Annotated in this window: 17 protein-coding genes; 5 read left to right on the forward strand and 12 right to left on the reverse strand. The window is 70.1% G+C overall.

The features are described 5' to 3' along the window. The first annotated feature begins 36 nt into the window (after positions 1-36). From efeU to ACZ5UI_RS11805, 4 genes are read left to right on the forward strand one after another with little or no spacing between them, the layout of a single operon-like run. Positions 37-918 carry an iron uptake transporter permease EfeU gene (gene efeU / locus ACZ5UI_RS11790; protein WP_464197379.1) on the forward strand — a complete coding sequence of 294 codons (882 nt, stop codon included), beginning with the start codon at positions 37-39 and terminating at the stop codon, positions 916-918. Then, positions 915-2,105: an iron uptake system protein EfeO gene (gene efeO, locus ACZ5UI_RS11795; RefSeq protein WP_464197380.1), complete on the forward strand. Its 1,191-nt coding sequence runs from the start codon at positions 915-917 to the stop codon at positions 2,103-2,105. The genes efeU and efeO overlap by 4 nt, the downstream gene beginning before the upstream one ends. Beyond that, complete coding sequence (gene efeB / locus ACZ5UI_RS11800) at positions 2,102-3,343, forward strand: iron uptake transporter deferrochelatase/peroxidase subunit (RefSeq protein WP_464197381.1); 1,242 nt, start codon at positions 2,102-2,104, stop codon at positions 3,341-3,343. Before efeO ends, efeB begins: the two co-directional genes overlap by 4 nt. A gap of 31 nt (positions 3,344-3,374) precedes the next feature. Continuing rightward, a complete protein-coding gene (locus ACZ5UI_RS11805) occupies positions 3,375-4,277 on the forward strand; it encodes a TIGR01777 family oxidoreductase (RefSeq protein WP_464197382.1) in 903 nt (300 codons plus the stop codon). Here ACZ5UI_RS11805 and ACZ5UI_RS11810 read toward each other — a convergent pair. The 11 genes from ACZ5UI_RS11810 to ACZ5UI_RS11860 all read right to left on the reverse strand — a co-directional run bounded on the left by ACZ5UI_RS11810 (position 4,274) and on the right by ACZ5UI_RS11860 (position 13,686). Then, entirely contained in the window at positions 4,274-4,555 is a 282-nt protein-coding gene (locus ACZ5UI_RS11810) for a hypothetical protein (RefSeq protein WP_464197383.1), read from the reverse strand. The genes ACZ5UI_RS11805 and ACZ5UI_RS11810 overlap by 4 nt on opposite strands. After that, entirely contained in the window at positions 4,552-5,259 is a 708-nt protein-coding gene (locus tag ACZ5UI_RS11815) for an ABC transporter ATP-binding protein (RefSeq protein ID WP_464197384.1), read from the reverse strand. The genes ACZ5UI_RS11810 and ACZ5UI_RS11815 overlap by 4 nt, the downstream gene beginning before the upstream one ends. After that, positions 5,259-6,044 (reverse strand): ABC transporter ATP-binding protein, encoded by a 786-nt coding sequence (locus ACZ5UI_RS11820; protein WP_464197385.1) that lies wholly within the window; start codon positions 6,042-6,044, stop codon positions 5,259-5,261. Before ACZ5UI_RS11820 ends, ACZ5UI_RS11815 begins: the two co-directional genes overlap by 1 nt. Next, positions 6,041-7,192, reverse strand: a complete 1,152-nt coding sequence (locus ACZ5UI_RS11825) for a branched-chain amino acid ABC transporter permease (protein ID WP_464197386.1) — start codon at positions 7,190-7,192, stop codon at positions 6,041-6,043. The genes ACZ5UI_RS11820 and ACZ5UI_RS11825 overlap by 4 nt, the downstream gene beginning before the upstream one ends. Continuing rightward, positions 7,189-8,262: a branched-chain amino acid ABC transporter permease gene (locus tag ACZ5UI_RS11830; RefSeq protein ID WP_464197387.1), complete on the reverse strand. Its 1,074-nt coding sequence runs from the start codon at positions 8,260-8,262 to the stop codon at positions 7,189-7,191. Before ACZ5UI_RS11830 ends, ACZ5UI_RS11825 begins: the two co-directional genes overlap by 4 nt. An 80-nt stretch (positions 8,263-8,342) precedes the next feature. Beyond that, entirely contained in the window at positions 8,343-9,434 is a 1,092-nt protein-coding gene (locus tag ACZ5UI_RS11835) for a branched-chain amino acid ABC transporter substrate-binding protein (RefSeq protein ID WP_464197388.1), read from the reverse strand. Positions 9,435-9,745: 311 nt separating this feature from the next. Continuing rightward, complete coding sequence (locus ACZ5UI_RS11840; protein ID WP_464197389.1) at positions 9,746-10,918, reverse strand: ABC transporter substrate-binding protein; 1,173 nt, start codon at positions 10,916-10,918, stop codon at positions 9,746-9,748. 10 nt (positions 10,919-10,928) lie between these two features. Then, positions 10,929-11,102: a hypothetical protein gene (locus tag ACZ5UI_RS11845; RefSeq protein ID WP_464197390.1), complete on the reverse strand. Its 174-nt coding sequence runs from the start codon at positions 11,100-11,102 to the stop codon at positions 10,929-10,931. Positions 11,103-11,114: 12 nt separating this feature from the next. Next, complete coding sequence (gene trpA / locus ACZ5UI_RS11850; protein ID WP_464197391.1) at positions 11,115-11,897, reverse strand: tryptophan synthase subunit alpha; 783 nt, start codon at positions 11,895-11,897, stop codon at positions 11,115-11,117. Further along, positions 11,894-13,060, reverse strand: a complete 1,167-nt coding sequence (trpB, locus tag ACZ5UI_RS11855) for a tryptophan synthase subunit beta (RefSeq protein ID WP_464197392.1) — start codon at positions 13,058-13,060, stop codon at positions 11,894-11,896. The genes trpA and trpB overlap by 4 nt, the downstream gene beginning before the upstream one ends. Further along, positions 13,060-13,686, reverse strand: coding sequence for a phosphoribosylanthranilate isomerase (locus tag ACZ5UI_RS11860; RefSeq protein WP_464197393.1), 627 nt, complete (start codon positions 13,684-13,686; stop codon positions 13,060-13,062). The genes trpB and ACZ5UI_RS11860 overlap by 1 nt, the downstream gene beginning before the upstream one ends. Positions 13,687-13,835: 149 nt before the next feature. On the opposite strand from ACZ5UI_RS11860, the gene ACZ5UI_RS11865 reads away from it, so the two are divergent. After that, positions 13,836-14,717 (forward strand): DUF559 domain-containing protein, encoded by an 882-nt coding sequence (locus tag ACZ5UI_RS11865; protein WP_464197394.1) that lies wholly within the window; start codon positions 13,836-13,838, stop codon positions 14,715-14,717. 30 nt (positions 14,718-14,747) lie between these two features. On the opposite strand, the gene ACZ5UI_RS11870 is transcribed toward ACZ5UI_RS11865, so the two are convergent. After that, on the reverse strand, positions 14,748-15,944 hold the full coding sequence (locus ACZ5UI_RS11870) for a S1C family serine protease (RefSeq protein ID WP_464197395.1): 1,197 nt from the start codon (positions 15,942-15,944) through the stop codon (positions 14,748-14,750). Between the last annotated feature and the right edge of the window lie 27 nt (positions 15,945-15,971).

Consider the following 15,971-nt stretch of genomic DNA (forward strand, 5'->3'; position numbering starts at 1 on the left):
TAGGAAGCTGAAGACATCCGTTAGGCTGACCGAAGGATGCCCGCGTTCGCTGCCCTGCCCGTCGTGCATTTCGTCATCGGGCTCCGCGAAGGCGTCGAGGCCGCGCTGATCGTCGGCATCGTCGCGACGTTCCTGCATCAGCAGGGCCGCGCGGATGCCGTGCGCTGGGTGTGGGCGGGCGTGGCCATCGCGGTCGTCATCTGCGCGCTCGTGGCCGTGGTCCTGGAGATCGTCGACGAGCAGCTCCCCCAGCGCCAGCAGGAGACGTTCGAGGCGGTCGTCGGCGTGCTGGCCGTGGGGATGGTCACCTGGATGATCGTGTTCATGCGCCGCCACGCGCGGCATCTGGGCAGCGAGCTGCGCTCCAACGCGACCGCGGCGCTGGCCGCGGGCAGCGCCGCCGGCCTGGTGCTGATGGCCTTCCTGGCCGTCATGCGCGAAGGGCTGGAGACCGCGCTCTTCCTGCTCGCCGCCTTCCAGGCCTCGATGGGCGTCAGCCCGTTGAGCGCGGGGCTGGGCGCGCTGGCCGGCCTGCTCGTGGCCGCGCTGATCGGCGTCGTGATCTACCGCGCGGGCATGAAGATCAACCTCAGCCGCTTCTTCCGCATCACCTCGGTGCTGCTGGTGATCATCGCCGCCGGCCTGCTGGCCAGCGCGGTCCACCACGCCAACGAGGCGGCGCTGATCACCATCGGACACGAGCAGGCGCTCGACCTGTCCGCGGTGATCGTCCCCAGCTCCGATTCCGTGACCACCGGCCTGATCACCGGGCTGCTGGGCATCTACCCCTATCCCTCCGTGGCCGAAGTGGTCATCTGGCTCGCCTACGCGATCCCGATGCTGGCGTACGTCCTCTGGCCGCAGCGCAAGACCCGCCAGGCGCGCGACCAACCCTCGACTCAGGTGCAAGCGACATGAACCTGCCGTTCTCCCCCGCCCGTGGCGTCGTCGCCACGGGCTGTGCCGTCCTGGCCGCGTCCGCGCTGGCAGCGTGCGGCAGCGACGACTCGTCCTCCACGTCGACCGCGGCCAACGCCGGGGCGTCGGCCAAGGAGCTGGCCTTCAAGCTGACCGACAGCGGCTGCGACCCGATCAACGCCAGCGTCCCGGCCGGCCCGGTGAAGATCTCCGTGGCCAACCCCGGCTCCTCCAAGACCGACGAGTTCGAGGTCAAGAACGCCGACGGGATCATCCTCGGCGAGCGCGAGAACCTGGCCCCCGGCCTGTCGGGCGACTTCACGCTGACGCTGCAGCCCGGCACCTACGTCCTCAACTGCACCTTCCAGAACGACACGCGCGACAACGGCAAGCTGACCGTCACCGGCTCGGCCGCCGCGACGCCCTCGGTCGACGACGAGAAGCTCACGCAGGCCGTCAAGACGTACAAGGACGGCGTCCAGCAGCAGGCCGACGAGCTCGTCACCGCCACCACCGCGTTCGTGGCCGCGCTGAAGGCGGGCGACACGCAGAAGGCCAAGGACCTGTTCGCCACCACGCGCGCGCACTACGAGGCGATCGAGCCGATCGCCGAGTCCTTCGGCGACCTGGACCCCGAGATCGACGCGCGCGTCAACGACGTGGCCGACAGGTCGCAGTGGACCGGCTTCCACCGCATCGAGCAGATCCTGTGGGACCAGGACACGACGAAGGGCACCGAGACGTACGCCGACAAGCTGCTCACCGACGTCAAGGACCTGCAGTCGAAGATCCCCAGCCTGGACCTGCAGGCCGCGCAGATCGCCAACGGCGCGGTCGGCCTGCTCGACGAGGTGTCGGCCTCGAAGATCACCGGCGAGGAGGACCGCTACTCGCACACCGACCTGACCGACTTCCAGGCCAACTTCGACGGCGCCAAGGCGGCGTTCGCGGCGGTCGACCCGGTGCTCCAGGCCAACGGCGACACGCAGCTCGTCGGGCAGATCGACGAGCGCATCAAGACGCTCCAGACCGGGCTGGACAAGTACAAGCGGGCCGACGCCGCGTCCGGGTTCGCGCCGTACAAGGAGCTGACCGACGCCGACCGCCGCCAGTTCGCCCAGCAGGTCGCCGCGCTGGCCGAGCCGCTGTCGCTGGTCGCCGGGAAGCTGCTGCCGGCGCAGGGATGACCGGGGTCACGCGCCGCACGATGCTGTTGGGCAGCGGCGGCGCGGCCCTGGGTCTGGCCGCCACCGCGGCCGGCGGCTATGCGGTCGGCCACGCGGCGGCCCCGTCCGAGGACGGCGGCTCGTCTGATGTCGTGGCGTTCGACGGCGCGCGCCAGGCCGGGATCGCCACCCCGGCGCAGGCGCGCCTGGTGTTCGCGTCCTTCGACGTGGTCAGCGACAAGGCGTCCGACCTGTCGGAGCTGCTGGCCGTGTGGACCGACGCGGCGCGCAAGCTGACCGCCGGCCAACCCGTCGGCCCGATCGAGGGCCCGTCCGAGACGCCGCCGGTCGACACCGGCGAGGCCACCGGGCTGCCCGCCTCGCGCCTGACCCTGACCGTCGGCGTCGGGCCCAAGCTGTTCGACGACCGCTTCGGCCTGGCCGCCCGGAAGCCGTCCAAGCTGGCGCCGCTGCCCGCGCTCCCCGGGGACGTGCTGGACCCGGCCCGCACGGGCGGCGACCTGTGCGTGCAGGCCTGCGCCGACGACCCGCAGGTGGCGTTCCACGCGGTGCGCAACCTGCTGCGCGTCGGCCGGGGCATCGTCGAGCTGCGCTGGCTGCAGCTCGGCTTCGCCGGCAACACGCGCACGACGGCGGCCGGGCCCACCCCACGCAACCTGATGGGCTTCAAGGACGGCACCCGCAACCTGCGCGTGGAGGACGACCACGAGCTCGACCGGTTCGTGTGGGCGGGCGCCGAGGAGCCGCAGGCCTGGTTCCGCGGCGGCACCTACGTCGTCGCCCGCCGGATCCGCATGCTGATCGAGAGCTGGGACCGCGACTCGCTCGGCGACCAGCAGAATGTGATCGGCCGCTACAAGGACTCCGGCGCCCCGCTGACCGGCCAGACCGAGTTCGACCCGCCGGACTTCACCGCTCGGCTCCAGGACGGCGATCCCGTGATCCCCGCCGACGCCCACATCCGCCTGGCCGCGCCGGAGAACAACGACGGCACCCGCATCCTGCGCCGGGGCTACGCCTACACCGACGGCATCGACCCCCGCACCGGCCTGCTCGACGCCGGCCTGTTCTTCATCGCCTTCCAGAAGGATCCCGAGCAGCAGTTCGTGGCCATCCAGCGCAAGCTCGGCCTCCAGGACGGCCTGATGGAGTATCTGCAGCACACCGGCGGCGGGATCTGGGCGATCCTCCCCGGCGCGAAGCCGGGGCACAACCTCGGCGAGGGCCTGTTCGCGTGAGCTTGCGCGCTTCGGGGCACGTACCCCTGACATGAGGATCACCCTGACCGGCGCGACCGGCTTGATCGGCGTGCGCATCGTCAAGGCGCTGCGCGACCGCGGCGACGAGGTCACCGTCCTGTCGCGCAACCCCAGCGGCGCCTCCGCGCGACTTGGTGTCGAGGCGGTGGGCTGGGACCCGATGACCGGCCCGGCGCCCGTGGTGGCGCTGGAAGGGCGCGACGCCGTCGTCCACCTGGCCGGGGAGCCCGTGGCCCAGCGCTGGAACGACGAGGTCAAGCGGCGCATCCACGACAGCCGCGAGGTGGGGACGCGCAACCTCGTCGCGGGCATCGAGGCGGCCGAACCGCGGCCGCGGGTGCTGGTGTCGGCCTCGGCGGTCGGCTACTACGGCAAGCACGGCGACGAGCGCGTGCCCGAGTCGACCCCGCCGGGTGACGACTTCCTGGCCGCGGTGTGCATCGCCTGGGAGCGCGAGGCGCTGAAGGCCGAGGCGCTCGGCCTGCGCGTCGCGCTGATCCGCACCGGCGTGGTGCTGGACGCCGACGGCGGTGCGCTGGCCAAGATGCTGCTGCCCTTCAAGCTCGGCGTCGGCGGCCCGGTGGCCGGTGGCGACCAGTACATGCCCTGGATCCACGCCGACGACCTGGCCGGCCTGTACCTGGCCGCGCTGGACGGCGACGACTGGAGCGGGCCGCTGAACGGCTCCGCGCCCGAGCCGGTGACCAACGGCCAGTTCTCCAAGGCGCTGGGCCGCGCGCTGCACCGACCCGCCTTCGCGCCGGTGCCCGGCTTCGCGGTGAAGCTGCTCTACGGCGACATGGCCGAGATCGTCACCGAGGGTCAGCGCGCCGTTCCCGAGCGCCCGCTGGCGCTCGGGTTCGACTACGACCATGCGGACCTCGACGAGGCCCTGAAGAGCGCGCTGGCCTAGACCGGGCGCTCGTCGATGTCCAGCGGCGCCGCCTTGTGGCGCTTGGGCATGACGCCCTCGGCCGCGCGGCGCGAGCCCGGCCGCGGCACGGCCAGGTAGATGCCCAGCCAGATGAGCGCGCCCACGGCGGACAGGAGCAGGCCGCTGGCCAGCCCCCACTTCTCGCCGTAGCCGGCGCGCTCCGACAGCCACGCGGCGGCGATCGACGCCGCCAGCCAGATGAGCACGAGGTACAGCGCCTTGGCGCCGAGCAGGGCGAAGATGGCGGTGGCAGTCATGCTCCGAGATAGGCCTTCTGGACTTCGGGGTTCTCACGCAGGCTGGCCGACACGTCCGACAGCGCGACGGTGCCGGTCTCCAGCACGTAGCCGCGGTGGCTGACGCCCAGCGCGTAGTTGGCGTTCTGCTCGACCAGCAGGATCGTGGTGCCCTGCTTGTTGATCTCCGCGATCGTCTCGTAGATGCGCTCCACGAGGATCGGGGCGATGCCCATCGACGGCTCGTCCAGCAGGAGCAGCTTGGGCCGCCCCATCAGCGCGCGTCCGATGGCCAGCATCTGCTGCTCGCCGCCGGACATCGTGCCCGCCTTCTGCTTCTCGCGCTCGAGCAGGCGCGGGAACAGCTCGTACACGCGTTCCAGGTCCTGGCCGATCTCCTTGTCGCGCCGCAGGTAGGCGCCGAGCTCGAGGTTCTCGCGCACGGTCATGCGCTGGAAGCAGTGCCGTCCCTCGGGCGACTGCAGGATCCCCAGGCGCACGATCTCCTGCGGGGCCATGAAGTTGATGTCCTGGCCGTCGAACCGGATCGAGCCCTCACGTGGCGGGTTCAGCCCCGAGATCGAGCGCAGCGTCGTCGACTTCCCGGCCCCGTTGGAGCCGATCAGCGTGACGATCTCGCCCTCGTTGACCTCGATCGTGATGCCCTTGAGCGCCTGGATGTTCCCGTAGTACGTCTGGATGTCGTTGACTTCGAGCAGCGCCATCAGTCGGACTCCTGCTTGCCCAGGTAGGCCTCGATGACGCGCGGGTTGGCCCGCACGTCGGCCGGCAGGCCCTCGGCGATCATCTCGCCGTGATCGAACACGGTCACGCGCTCGGACACGCCCATCACAACCTTCATGTCGTGCTCGATGAGCAGGATCGTCAGCCCGAGCTCGTCGCGCAGGCGGATCATGAAGTCCGTCAGGCGCGCCGACTCGTTGGGGTTCATCCCGGCCGTCGGCTCGTCCAGCAGGAGCAGCTGCGGGTCGGAGGCCAGCGCCCGGGCGATCTCCACGCGGCGCTGATCGCCGTAGGAGAGGTTCGTGGCCAGCTGGTCCTGCTGGTCCTTGCGCACGCCGACGAAGTCGAGCATCTCGCGCGCCTTGGCCTCGACCGCCTTCTCCTCCTTGCGCACCCACGGCATGCGGAAGACCGAGCCGACCAGGCCCGCCTTCATGCGCGAGTGCTCGCCGACCATCACGTTCTCCAGCGCGGTCATCGTCGAGAACAGGCGGATGTTCTGGAACGTCCGGGCCACGCCGGCCTTGGTGATCTGGTCGGGGCGGCGGCGCGTGATCTCCGTGTCCTCGAAGGTCAGGCGCCCCGTCGACGGCTTGTACAGCCCCGTGAGCATGTTGAAGAACGTCGTCTTCCCCGCGCCGTTGGGCCCGATGATCGAGACGATCGACTTGCGCGGGATCTCGAACGTCACGTCGTTGACCGCCACCAGGCCGCCGAAGATCTTCGACAGGCGCTCGGTGCGCAGGATCGCGTCGGTGTCGCTCATGCGTGCGTCACCTCCACCAGCGAGTCGTCGACGTCCTCGTGGAGCTCGATCTGCCGTCGTCGCTCCGGTATCAGGCCTTCCGGTCTGAGGACCATCATGAGGACGAGCAGGAACCCGAAGATGCCGAAGTTCACGTCGACCAGGTTGAAGTCCAGGCCGATCTTGCTCGGCACGTCGTTGAGCACGTCGGGGATCAGTCGCGTGTTGATCAGCGACAGCGCCAGCGAGCCGACCACCACGCCCCAGACCGAGCCCAGGCCGCCCAGGATGATCATCGCCAGGATGAAGATCGAGAAGCCGAACAGGAACTGGTCCGCGTTGACCGTGTTCAGGTAGGAGCCCAGGAAGGCGCCCGACATGCCGCCGAAGGCCGCGCCGACGGCGTAGGCCATCAGCTTGGTCTTGACCAGCGGCACGCCCATCGAGGCCGCCGCGACCTCGTCCTCGCGCAGGGCGATCCACGCGCGGCCCATGCGCGAGTCGCGCAGGCGGATGTTCACGAACAGGACGATCAGCACCAGCGCGAGCGCCGTCCAGTACCACGGTCTGAGGTTCAGCGAGGTGAACTGGTCGACGAACGGCAGGTCGATCTTGTCGATCGGCGTGATGCCCTGGCGGCCGGCGGTGAGCTTCGCGTCGCCGCCCACGAAGGGCAGGTTGATCTCGTCGCCCTGCGTGGCGAACACGCGGATGATCTCGCCGAAGGCCAGCGTGACGATCGCGATGTAGTCGCCGCGCAGACGCAGCGTTGGCAGGCCGATGATGATGCCCGCGAGCGCACAGAGCGCGGCCGCGAAGACCAGCACGATGATGAAGTTGAAGTGGATGCCCGGCAGGTTCTTCGTGAACTCGCTGACGAACACGTGCACGTTCGCGTCGGCATAGAAGCCCGACATGAACCAGCCCGTGGCGTACGCGCCGATCGCGAAGAACGCGACGTAGCCGAGGTCCAGCAGACCGGCGTAGCCGACCACGACGTTCAGGCCGAGGCCCATCACGACGTAGGCCAGCGCGATCGTCATGTCGTCGACCCAGCCGGCCCCGCTCTCGAAGAAGAACGGGAACACGACGGCGAGCAGGATGACGACGGCCGCCAGGGCCCGGTTGGCCCAGGTCGGGATGACGGGACGACCGATGCGTGAGGTCATCCTGCCTCCCTCGTCTCTTCGCCGATCAGACCCTGCGGCCGGAAGACCATGATCAGGATCAGGTAGGCGAACACGATCGCCGGGGTCCACGCCGGGTTGATCCGGTTGTCGGAGATCTGCTGGATGCAGCCGATGATCAGGCCGCCGAGGACGGCGCCCTTGAGGTTGCCGATGCCGCCCATGACCGCGGCGGTGAAGGCCAGCAGGCCGGCCTGGAAGCCCTGGAAGAACCAGATCGTCGTCTGGTAGAGGGCGTAGGTCAGGCCGGCGGCGCCGGCCATCATGCCGCCGATCAGGAAGGTCAGGGAGATCGTCGTGTCGACGTTGATCCCCATGAGCTTGGCCGCCTCGGGGTCCTGCGCGGTGGCGCGCATCGCCTTGCCCAGCCGGGCCCGCGTGACGAACATCGTCAGCGCGATCACCAGCGGGATCGTGACGACGAAGGCCAGCAGGTCGGCGCGGCTGACGTTGATGCCCACGAAGGTGAACACGACCTGCTGCGCGTGGATGAGGTCATCGACCGACTTGGGCGAGCCGCCCAGCCACAGCAGGCCGACGTTCTGCAGGATGAAGGACATGCCGACCGCGGTGATCAGCGGCGCCAGCTTGGGCGCGCTGCGCAATGGCCGGTAGGCCACGCGTTCGATCATCACGTTCAGGCCGCCGCACACGATCATCGCGACGACCAGCGTCAACAGCAGCCCGAGGATGATCACGAGGGGGCTGCTGGTCAGCGTCAGCCCGATCGTGCCCCAGAAGGCGGCTGCGGTGAACGAGCCGATCATGAACACCTCGCCGTGGGCGAAGTTGATCAGCTCGATGATGCCGTAGACGAGCGTGTAGCCGACGGCGATCAGCGCGATGATCGCGCCGTTCGACAGTCCGGCGAAGAGGTTGTTGGCGATCCCGGCGAGGTTGCCGTCGTCCTTGAGGTCCTGGATCGCGTACACGACCGGGAGGACCAGCAGCAGGGCGATCAGCCCGTACTTGCTGAGGAACTCCTGGATCATGGCGCCGAAGCCGCGCGAGAGCGCGGGCGGCGGTGGCGGGGCGCTGGTGCTTGCTTCCATAGAGGCGAGTCGGAAGAGCGGCATGAGCGGGTGGGCCTGCTCCTGGCAGGCCCACCCTGATGCTCATGTCATTCCGGTGATCAGCTGCCCGCCTCGGCCTTGACTGCCGATGCGAACGCCGGGTTGCCGTCGTCGCCGACCTCGTAGATGCCGTAGTCGGTCAGGGTCGTGTCACCGTTCTCATCGAACGAGTACGTGCCCAGGGCCGAGTCACGGTCCTTGGTGTCGAACAGCGCCTGCAGGACGGCTTCCTTGTCGGTCGCCTTGTCGCCCAGGCCGGCCAGCGTGTCGATGAACAGCTTGGCTGCCTCGTAGCCGTAGATGGCGTACGGGTCAGGCGTCTCGCCGCTGTACTTCTTCTGGAACGCGTCCAGGAACTCCTGGCCACCGGGGTAGCTCTCGAGATCCAGGGTCGCCACCGAGCACTTGAAGTTGGCACCCACGGACTTCGGGATGCCGCCCTTGCTCGGGTTGGTGAAGCCGGACTCGCAGACGCCGTCCGGGCCGTACAGCTTGGCGTCCGGCAGGGCCGCGGCGACGTCCTTGTAGATCTGGACCGCGCCGTTGGCCGTGACACCGGAGAACACGAAGCAGTCCGCGCCCTCGCCCTTGATCTTGCTGGCGTAGGAGCGGAAGTTCGCCGCCGACTTGTCGATGCCCTCGTTGGAGGAGATCGTCACGCCGACGTCCGGGGCCTGGATCTCCATGAGGCGAGCGAGGCCCGCGCCATAGGTGTCCTTGTCGTTGGCCACTGCGACCTTCGTGCAGCCGTCCTGCTTCATGAGCGTCAGCAACGCGGCCGACTGCACCGTGTCGCGGGGCACGATGCGCAGGTAGGTGCGGTTCCCGGTCGGGTAGTACTTGGCCGGCTCACCCTTCTCCGAGCCGGGCTCGTCGGTCGTCAGACCGACGTAGGTGTTGGCCGGCGAGACCTGCGGGACGCCCGCCTCGTTGAGGATCGGGATCGAGATCGCCGAAGCGCCCGAGTTGAACTCGCCGATGTAGCCGACGGCCGCGTCGTCCTGAGCGACCTTGCGGGCGTTCTGGGCGGTTTGACCCGGATCCCAGTTGCCAGCCTGCGCCGTCGAGTCGTCCAGCGACTCGTACTTGATGGTCACGTCGCCGGCCTTGTTGCCGGCTTCATCCAGCGCGAGCTGAATGCCCTGGACCATTGCGTTGGTCTGGTCCTTCGATGCGCCCTGCAGCGGCAGCGACGAGTACAGGTCGACCGTGGCTCCGCCACCGCCGCCGCTGCTCGTGCTGGTTCCTGATCCGGTGCTTCCGGTGCTGCCGCCGCTGTCACTGCTGTCGTCGCCACACGCGGCAATGCCGAATGCGAGCGCGCCACAGCAACTGACGAGCGCCAAGGTACGAAGCCTCACGTATTCCCTCCAGTCGGGTAAGGCTGATGTGCGGCGAGATCCTACGCTGCCGCGAGGTCGAACGGCAATCGACAACCGGTCGGAGAATGCGTGAGGTGTCTTCAGACGGGCAGTTCGCGGCGCAGGATCAGGCCGGTCGGACCGGCGTCCCACAGCCCCAGGCGCTGCTCGGTCGGCCCCAGGCGCAGGTAGGCGTCGACCACGGCCCGACGGTCGTTGCCGCGCGAGCCGGCGGTCGAGATCGCGCGCAGCACGCGGCGCATCGCGTCGTACCCGTAGGCCGCCCAGGGGCCTGGAGACCGTCCGAAGCGCTCCTTGAAGGCATCGGCGAAGCGCGGGCCGGGCGGCGGCGGGCCGACGATCGTCGTGACCGCCGACGCGGGGCCGATGTCGGCGGCGACGGCGTCGTCGGCCAGACCCATGGGCAGGACGATCTGCAGGCTCGCGTCGGCGTTGTGCAGCGCGGTGATCAGCGAGGCGGGCGCGTCGCCCGGCCCGGCGACGAACGTGGCGCATTCGGCGTCGGACTGGACCACCTGCTCGGCGATCCGCGCATGGGCGGCGTCGTCCTCGTCGCGCACCTGCTCGTCGAACACGACGCGGATCCCGTGGGCGATCGTGGCCTTCTCGATCAGGCGGGCCAGGCTGTCGTCGAAGCCGTCGGGCGCGCGCAGGATGGCCGCGCGCTGACAGCCCGCCTCGGCCAGCTCCTCGGCGATCGCCCGGGCCTGGACGGGGTCGGTGGCCGCGATGTTGCCGAACGTCGGCGCGCCGGACGGCTCGTACTTCTCGGGCTCGCCGGGCGCCCGGCCCGGGCCGCCGGTGAAGCCCGCGTAGGTGACGGCCGGGCTGACCTGCAGGACGTCCTGGGCGTTGGTGGCGGGCAGGGCCAGCGCGGTCGCGCCGGCGTCGAAGTCGCCGATGTAGGCGATCGTGCCGGGGTCCTCGACCGCCGTCTTGGCCGCGTCCAGGGTCTGCTCGGGCTTCCAGCCGAGATCGTCGGGGTCGGCGTCGGGATCGGAGTCGTCCAGCGGCTGGAGCGTGACGTCGAAGTTCCCGGCCTTGCCGTCGGCCAGCAGCAGCGCCAGGCGCTCGCCGTCCAGGACGTCACGGGCGCGCGGCGCCTGCGGGCCGTGTTCGGGCAGCGCGGAGTAGACGACCAGGTCGTCGGCGGTCGCCACCGTCGTCTTGGGCTCGGACGCGCCGCAGCCCGCCCCGGACACGGTCGCCGTCAGGCCCAGCGCACAGACGACGGCCCGGACCCGGAGACGCACGGCCCGGCGACTAGTCGTCGACGCTAGCTCGGTTGCCCGGAAGCGAAGGGAGCGCCATCTTCACCGTCGCAGCGGCGGTGATGATCAACGCGGTGAGCAGGAAGGCATCGAGGGCTTTCACGCCGATCGACCAGAGGACGATCCAGACGAGGAAGCCGATGGTGGCCGCAACAGTGAGAAACATGCAGGCGAAATCCTACAGCGCCAGCCCGGCTGCCAGCTCCGCCACCACGTCACCAACCGCCCGAGCGGGGGTGTCGGACTCGGCGGCGGCGCGCACCAGGCGCGACCCGACGATCACCCCGTCGGCGCCGTCGGCGGCCGCCTTGGCCGCCTGCTGGGCGTCGGAGATGCCGAACCCGAGGGCCACGGGCACGTCGGTGGAGGCCTTCACGCGGCGCAGCAGGTCGCTGGCGTCGCCCGCCGCGCGCTCGCCCGTGGTGCCGACCACGGAGACGGTGTAGACGAAGCCGCGGGCCTGGGCGCCGATGCGGGCCAGGCGCTCGTCGGGCGTGGTCGGGGCCACGAGCGGGATCAGCGCCAGCCCGTGCGCCTCGCAGGCCTCGCGCAGCTCGCCGCTCTCCTCCAGCGGGACGTCGGGCACGATCAGGCCGGCCGCGCCGGCGGACGCCGCCTGGTCGGCGAAGCGCTCGAAGCCGCGGGCCAGCACGATGTTCACGTAGGTCATCAGGACCACCGGCGCGCGGGCGGCGAGGCGCTCGCAGACGCCGAGCACCAGGTCGGGCGTGGCCCCGTTCTTCAGCGCCTCGGTCCCGGCCGCCTGGATCACCGGGCCGTCGGCCAGCGGATCGCTGAACGGGATGCCCAGCTCGAGCAGGTCGGCGCCCGCGTCGATGCAGGCGTCGCCGATCGCCGCGCTCGTCTCGACGTCCGGGAAGCCGCCCATCAGGTAGGGCATCAGGGCCGCCTTCTTGTCCTGACCGGCGAACGAGGCGGCGATGTGCTCCAGGCCGGTCAAGCGATGCCCAGCCGTTCGAGCGCCTCGGCCAGGTCCTTGTCGCCGCGGCCCGACAGGCAGATCAGGTCGAGCTCGCCCTCGGGCTGGTCGAGCACCCAGGCGACCGCGTGGCTGGACTCCAGCGCCGGGATGATGCCCTCCAGGCGGGCCAGCGTCTGGAAGGCCTGCAGCGCCTGCTCGTCGGTGACCGCGTCGTAGCGCGCGCGGCCGGTGTCGCGCAGATGGGCCAGCTGCGGGCCGGTGCCCGGGTAGTCCAGGCCCGCGGAGATCGAGTGCGCCTCGCGGATCTGGCCGTCCTCGGTCTGCATCAGCGCGCTCATCGCGCCGTGCAGGACACCCGGGCGGCCGCCGACCGTGAGCGGCGCGCCGTGGCGCATCGTGGCCAGGCCGTCCCCCCCGGCCTCGACGCCGATCAGCTCGACCTCGGGGTCGTCGAGGAAGGCGGTGAAGGCGCCCATCGCGTTGGAGCCGCCGCCGACGCAGGCGATCACCCGGGCGGGCAGGCGGCCGTGGATCTGGAGGATGGCGGCGCGGGCCTCGTCGCCGATGCGCCGTTGCAGATCGCGGACCATCGAGGGGTACGGCGCGGGGCCGACGACCGAGCCGATCACGTAGTAGGTGTCGGCCACGTTGGTGACCCAGTCGCGGATCGCCTCGCTGGTGGCCTCCTTGAGCGTCCCGACGCCGGCGTCGACGGGCTGGACGCGGGCGCCGAGCAGCTCCATGCGCAGCACGTTGGGCCGCTGGCGGCGCATGTCCTCGGTGCCCATGAAGACGATGCACTCGAGCCCCAGCAGCGCGCAGGCGGTGGCGGAGGCCACGCCGTGGGAGCCGGCGCCGGTCTCGGCGATGATGCGCTGCTTGCCCATGCGCTGCGCCAGGAGCGCCTGGCCGAGCGCGTTGTTCATCTTGTGGCTGCCGGTGTGGTTGAGGTCCTCGCGCTTGAGCAGCACGGTCCGGCCCAGCTGCTCGGACAGGCGCTGGGCGTGGTAGAGCGGGGTCGGGCGGCCGCAGTAGTCCTTCAGCAGCTGGTCGAGCTGCTGGTGGTAGGCGGGATCGGCCTTGGCCTGCGTCCAGGCGGCTTCGAGCTCCTGGAGGGCGGGCATGAGCGTCTCAGGGACGTACTGGCCGCCGTAGCGACCGAAGCGGTGCTCGATGGCCATCAGATGGTGGGGACCGTCGTGCCGTTCACGGCGGCGAAGAACGCCTCGAGCAGCTCGGGGTCCTTGACGCCGGGCGCCGACTCCACGCCGGAGGCGACGTCGACCGCGTAGGGCTCGACCTGCGCGATCGCGGCGGCGACGTTGTCGGGCGTGAGGCCGCCGGCCAGGATCAGCGGGATGCTCGAGTGGCGGTTGCGCAGCAGCGACGGCGCGACGGTCTGGCCGCCGCCGGGGCCGTCGGCGAGATGGAAGTCGACGTTGCGGAAGGCGTCCAGCGCGCGCACGTCGCCGGCGTCGCTGACCCGATGGGCCTTGATCACCTTGGCGCCGGTCCGGCGCGCCACCTCGGCCGCGAACGCGGGCCCCTCGTCCCCGTGCAGCTGGATCGCGTCGAAGCCGACCCGATCGTTGAGCCCGACGACCGCGTCGAGCGGGTGGTTGAGGAAGACGCCGGTGACCATCGCCTTGCGCCGCAACGCCGCGGAGATCCGCGAGGCCTGCGACGGCGGGCACCGCCGCGGGCTGTCGGCAAAGATCAACCCGACCGCCCAGGCGCCCAGCTCGACCGCCAGCTCAGCGTCCTCGACGTTCGTCACACCACAGATCTTCGTCTTCGTCACAGTCACGTCACACCATTGTCGCAACCTCGTCGCTGACTGGTGTGGCGCCGGCACATCTGCCCCGCCACGCTGGGCCAATGCCCCCTTCACCCGACGATGTGTGGCACTCTCGCCGCCGTAACGGCGGTCGAAGTGCCACACGTCCTGACACGGTCGTGGCGGCGCTCGCCAACGCGCGTCACGGCGTGGTCGACCGACCCACATTGCTCGCCGCGGGCCTGACCCGCGACGAGATCGACCGTCGCACGAAAGATCGTCGCCTCCAGGTGCAGTACCCGGGTGTGTACGCCGTGGGCCACGAGTGCCTCTCGGCTGATGGGCATCGAATGGCAGCCGTCCTCGCAGGCGGTCCTCGCACCGCGCTTTCGCACCGCAACGCCGTGTACGCATACGAGATGCGGCCAGAGAAGTCCCACTGGATCGACATCACGATTCGCCGCGGACGGGGCCGGCGTCCGCCAGGCGTGGTCGCCCATCGGTGCAAGCTCGATGACGAGGACGTCACCGTTCTGCGTGGCATCCCGATCACCACACCGGAACGCGCCCTGTTGGACTTCGCCGAAGTCGAACCACAGATCGAGGTGGATCGAGCGCTGGATCGGGCGATCGGCCTGCGTCTCTTCGATGACCAGAGGATGGGGTCCGTGATCGAGCGCTCGTTTGGCCGGCACGGACTGAAGCGTCTGCGCCAATCGCTCGTGATGGTCGGCCCCGACGCCGGGAAGACGAAGTCCGAGCTCGAACGCCTCGCGTTCCTGGCGGTTCGGCAGTTCGGCCTACCCCTCCCGAAGGTCAACATCCGGCTGCTGGACTACGAGGTCGACCTGTTCTGGCCGGAGAGGAGGTTCATCGTCGAGCTCGATAGCCGCATGTGGCATCTGACGCCATTCGCATTCGAGAACGACCACGACAAGACGGTCGCGCTCGAACTGGCCGGCTACGAGGTCAAGCGCTTCACGTGGTCGCAGGTCACGCGCCGACCTTCTTGGGTCATGAAGGCGATCGCGACCTTCTACGAACGACGTGTGGCACTTTGACCGCCACTACAGCGGTCAAAGTGCCACACGTCAGCCGTCGGGACGGTTTCCGAGGGTCGCGCTGACGGTCCGGGACTTGCCGTCGCGCAGGAAGGTGATCGTGACCGCGTCGCCGGGCTTCTTGCCCGAGATCGCCTGGGCGACGTCGTCGGAGCTGGTCACCTCGGTCGCGTCGATCCGCGTGATGATGTCGCCGCCCAACTGGACGGACTCGCCGGTGGGCAGCTGGGCGGAGATGCCGCCCGCGCGCAGGCCGGCCTTGTCGGCGGCGCTGCCCTGCTCGACGGTCTGGATCAGCGCGCCCTGCTTGACCGGCAGGTTCGCGCCCGACAGGGTCCCGTCGATCGTGCGGGCGCTCACGCCCAGATAGGCGCGCTCGACCGTCTCGCCCCGCTTGAGCGCCGGCAGCACCTCCTGGGCGGTCTCGATCGGCACCGCGAACCCGATGCCCACGTTGCCGCCGCCACTGCCGCCCGTGGCGATCTGCGAGTTGATGCCGACGACCTTGCCCGAGGCGTCCAGCAGCGGCCCGCCCGAGTTGCCCGGGTTGATGGCCGCGTCGGTCTGGACGACGTCGCGGATCGTGAAGCCGTTGGGCGCCTGGATCTCGCGCTGCTTGGCCGACACGACGCCCGTGGTCAGCGTGCGATCCAGGCCGTACGGGTTGCCGATCGCCAGCACCGGGTCGCCGACCTTCAGCACCGTCGAGGAGCCGAGCGCGAGCGGATGCAGGTCCAGGCCGTCCGGATCGACCTTCAGCAGCGCGATGTCGGTGGAGACGTCCTTGCCGACCACGGTCGCGTCGACGGTCTTGTCGTTGTCGAACTGGACCGTGACCTTCACCGCGCCGTCGATCACGTGCGCGTTGGTGAGGATGTCGCCGTTGTGGTCGATGACGAAGCCCGAGCCGGTCGCCTCGCCCCGGTCCTGCCCCTGGTCCCCGAACGGCGACGAGCTCTGCCCCACCACCTGGGCGCGCACGAACACCACGCCCGGCGCGTCGCGCGTGTAGATGTCGCTGGCCGTCAGCGCGGTCGCCGTGGTCGAGCTGCCATCGCCCTCGCCGTCGGCGTCGGTGCCGCTCGTGCGCTCGGCCTGGGCCGACAACGGCGCCTGCTGGTAGATCGTCGTGGTCTTCTCCGACCCACCGACGCCGAACACCAGCACCACCGCGAGCACGATCGCGCCGCCAGCGACGCCGGACAGGAGAGGAACGGCCTTCTGCATCGAGCGCCCATCCTGCGCGCCCCGCCT

The organism is Conexibacter sp. JCM 18997 (genome assembly GCF_055391915.1).

Coding starts and splice junctions, on each gene's coding strand:
- efeU (WP_464197379.1), top strand. CDS start 37: ATGCCCGCGTTCGCTGCCCTGCCCGTCGTGCATTTCGTCATCGGGCTC.
- efeO (WP_464197380.1), top strand. CDS start 915: ATGAACCTGCCGTTCTCCCCCGCCCGTGGCGTCGTCGCCACGGGCTGT.
- efeB (WP_464197381.1), top strand. CDS start 2,102: ATGACCGGGGTCACGCGCCGCACGATGCTGTTGGGCAGCGGCGGCGCG.
- ACZ5UI_RS11805 (WP_464197382.1), top strand. CDS start 3,375: ATGAGGATCACCCTGACCGGCGCGACCGGCTTGATCGGCGTGCGCATC.
- ACZ5UI_RS11810 (WP_464197383.1), bottom strand. CDS start 4,555: ATGACTGCCACCGCCATCTTCGCCCTGCTCGGCGCCAAGGCGCTGTAC.
- ACZ5UI_RS11815 (WP_464197384.1), bottom strand. CDS start 5,259: ATGGCGCTGCTCGAAGTCAACGACATCCAGACGTACTACGGGAACATC.
- ACZ5UI_RS11820 (WP_464197385.1), bottom strand. CDS start 6,044: ATGAGCGACACCGACGCGATCCTGCGCACCGAGCGCCTGTCGAAGATC.
- ACZ5UI_RS11825 (WP_464197386.1), bottom strand. CDS start 7,192: ATGACCTCACGCATCGGTCGTCCCGTCATCCCGACCTGGGCCAACCGG.
- ACZ5UI_RS11830 (WP_464197387.1), bottom strand. CDS start 8,262: ATGGAAGCAAGCACCAGCGCCCCGCCACCGCCGCCCGCGCTCTCGCGC.
- ACZ5UI_RS11835 (WP_464197388.1), bottom strand. CDS start 9,434: ATGGTCCAGGGCATTCAGCTCGCGCTGGATGAAGCCGGCAACAAGGCC.
- ACZ5UI_RS11845 (WP_464197390.1), bottom strand. CDS start 11,102: ATGTTTCTCACTGTTGCGGCCACCATCGGCTTCCTCGTCTGGATCGTC.
- trpB (WP_464197392.1), bottom strand. CDS start 13,060: ATGGCCATCGAGCACCGCTTCGGTCGCTACGGCGGCCAGTACGTCCCT.
- ACZ5UI_RS11870 (WP_464197395.1), bottom strand. CDS start 15,944: ATGCAGAAGGCCGTTCCTCTCCTGTCCGGCGTCGCTGGCGGCGCGATC.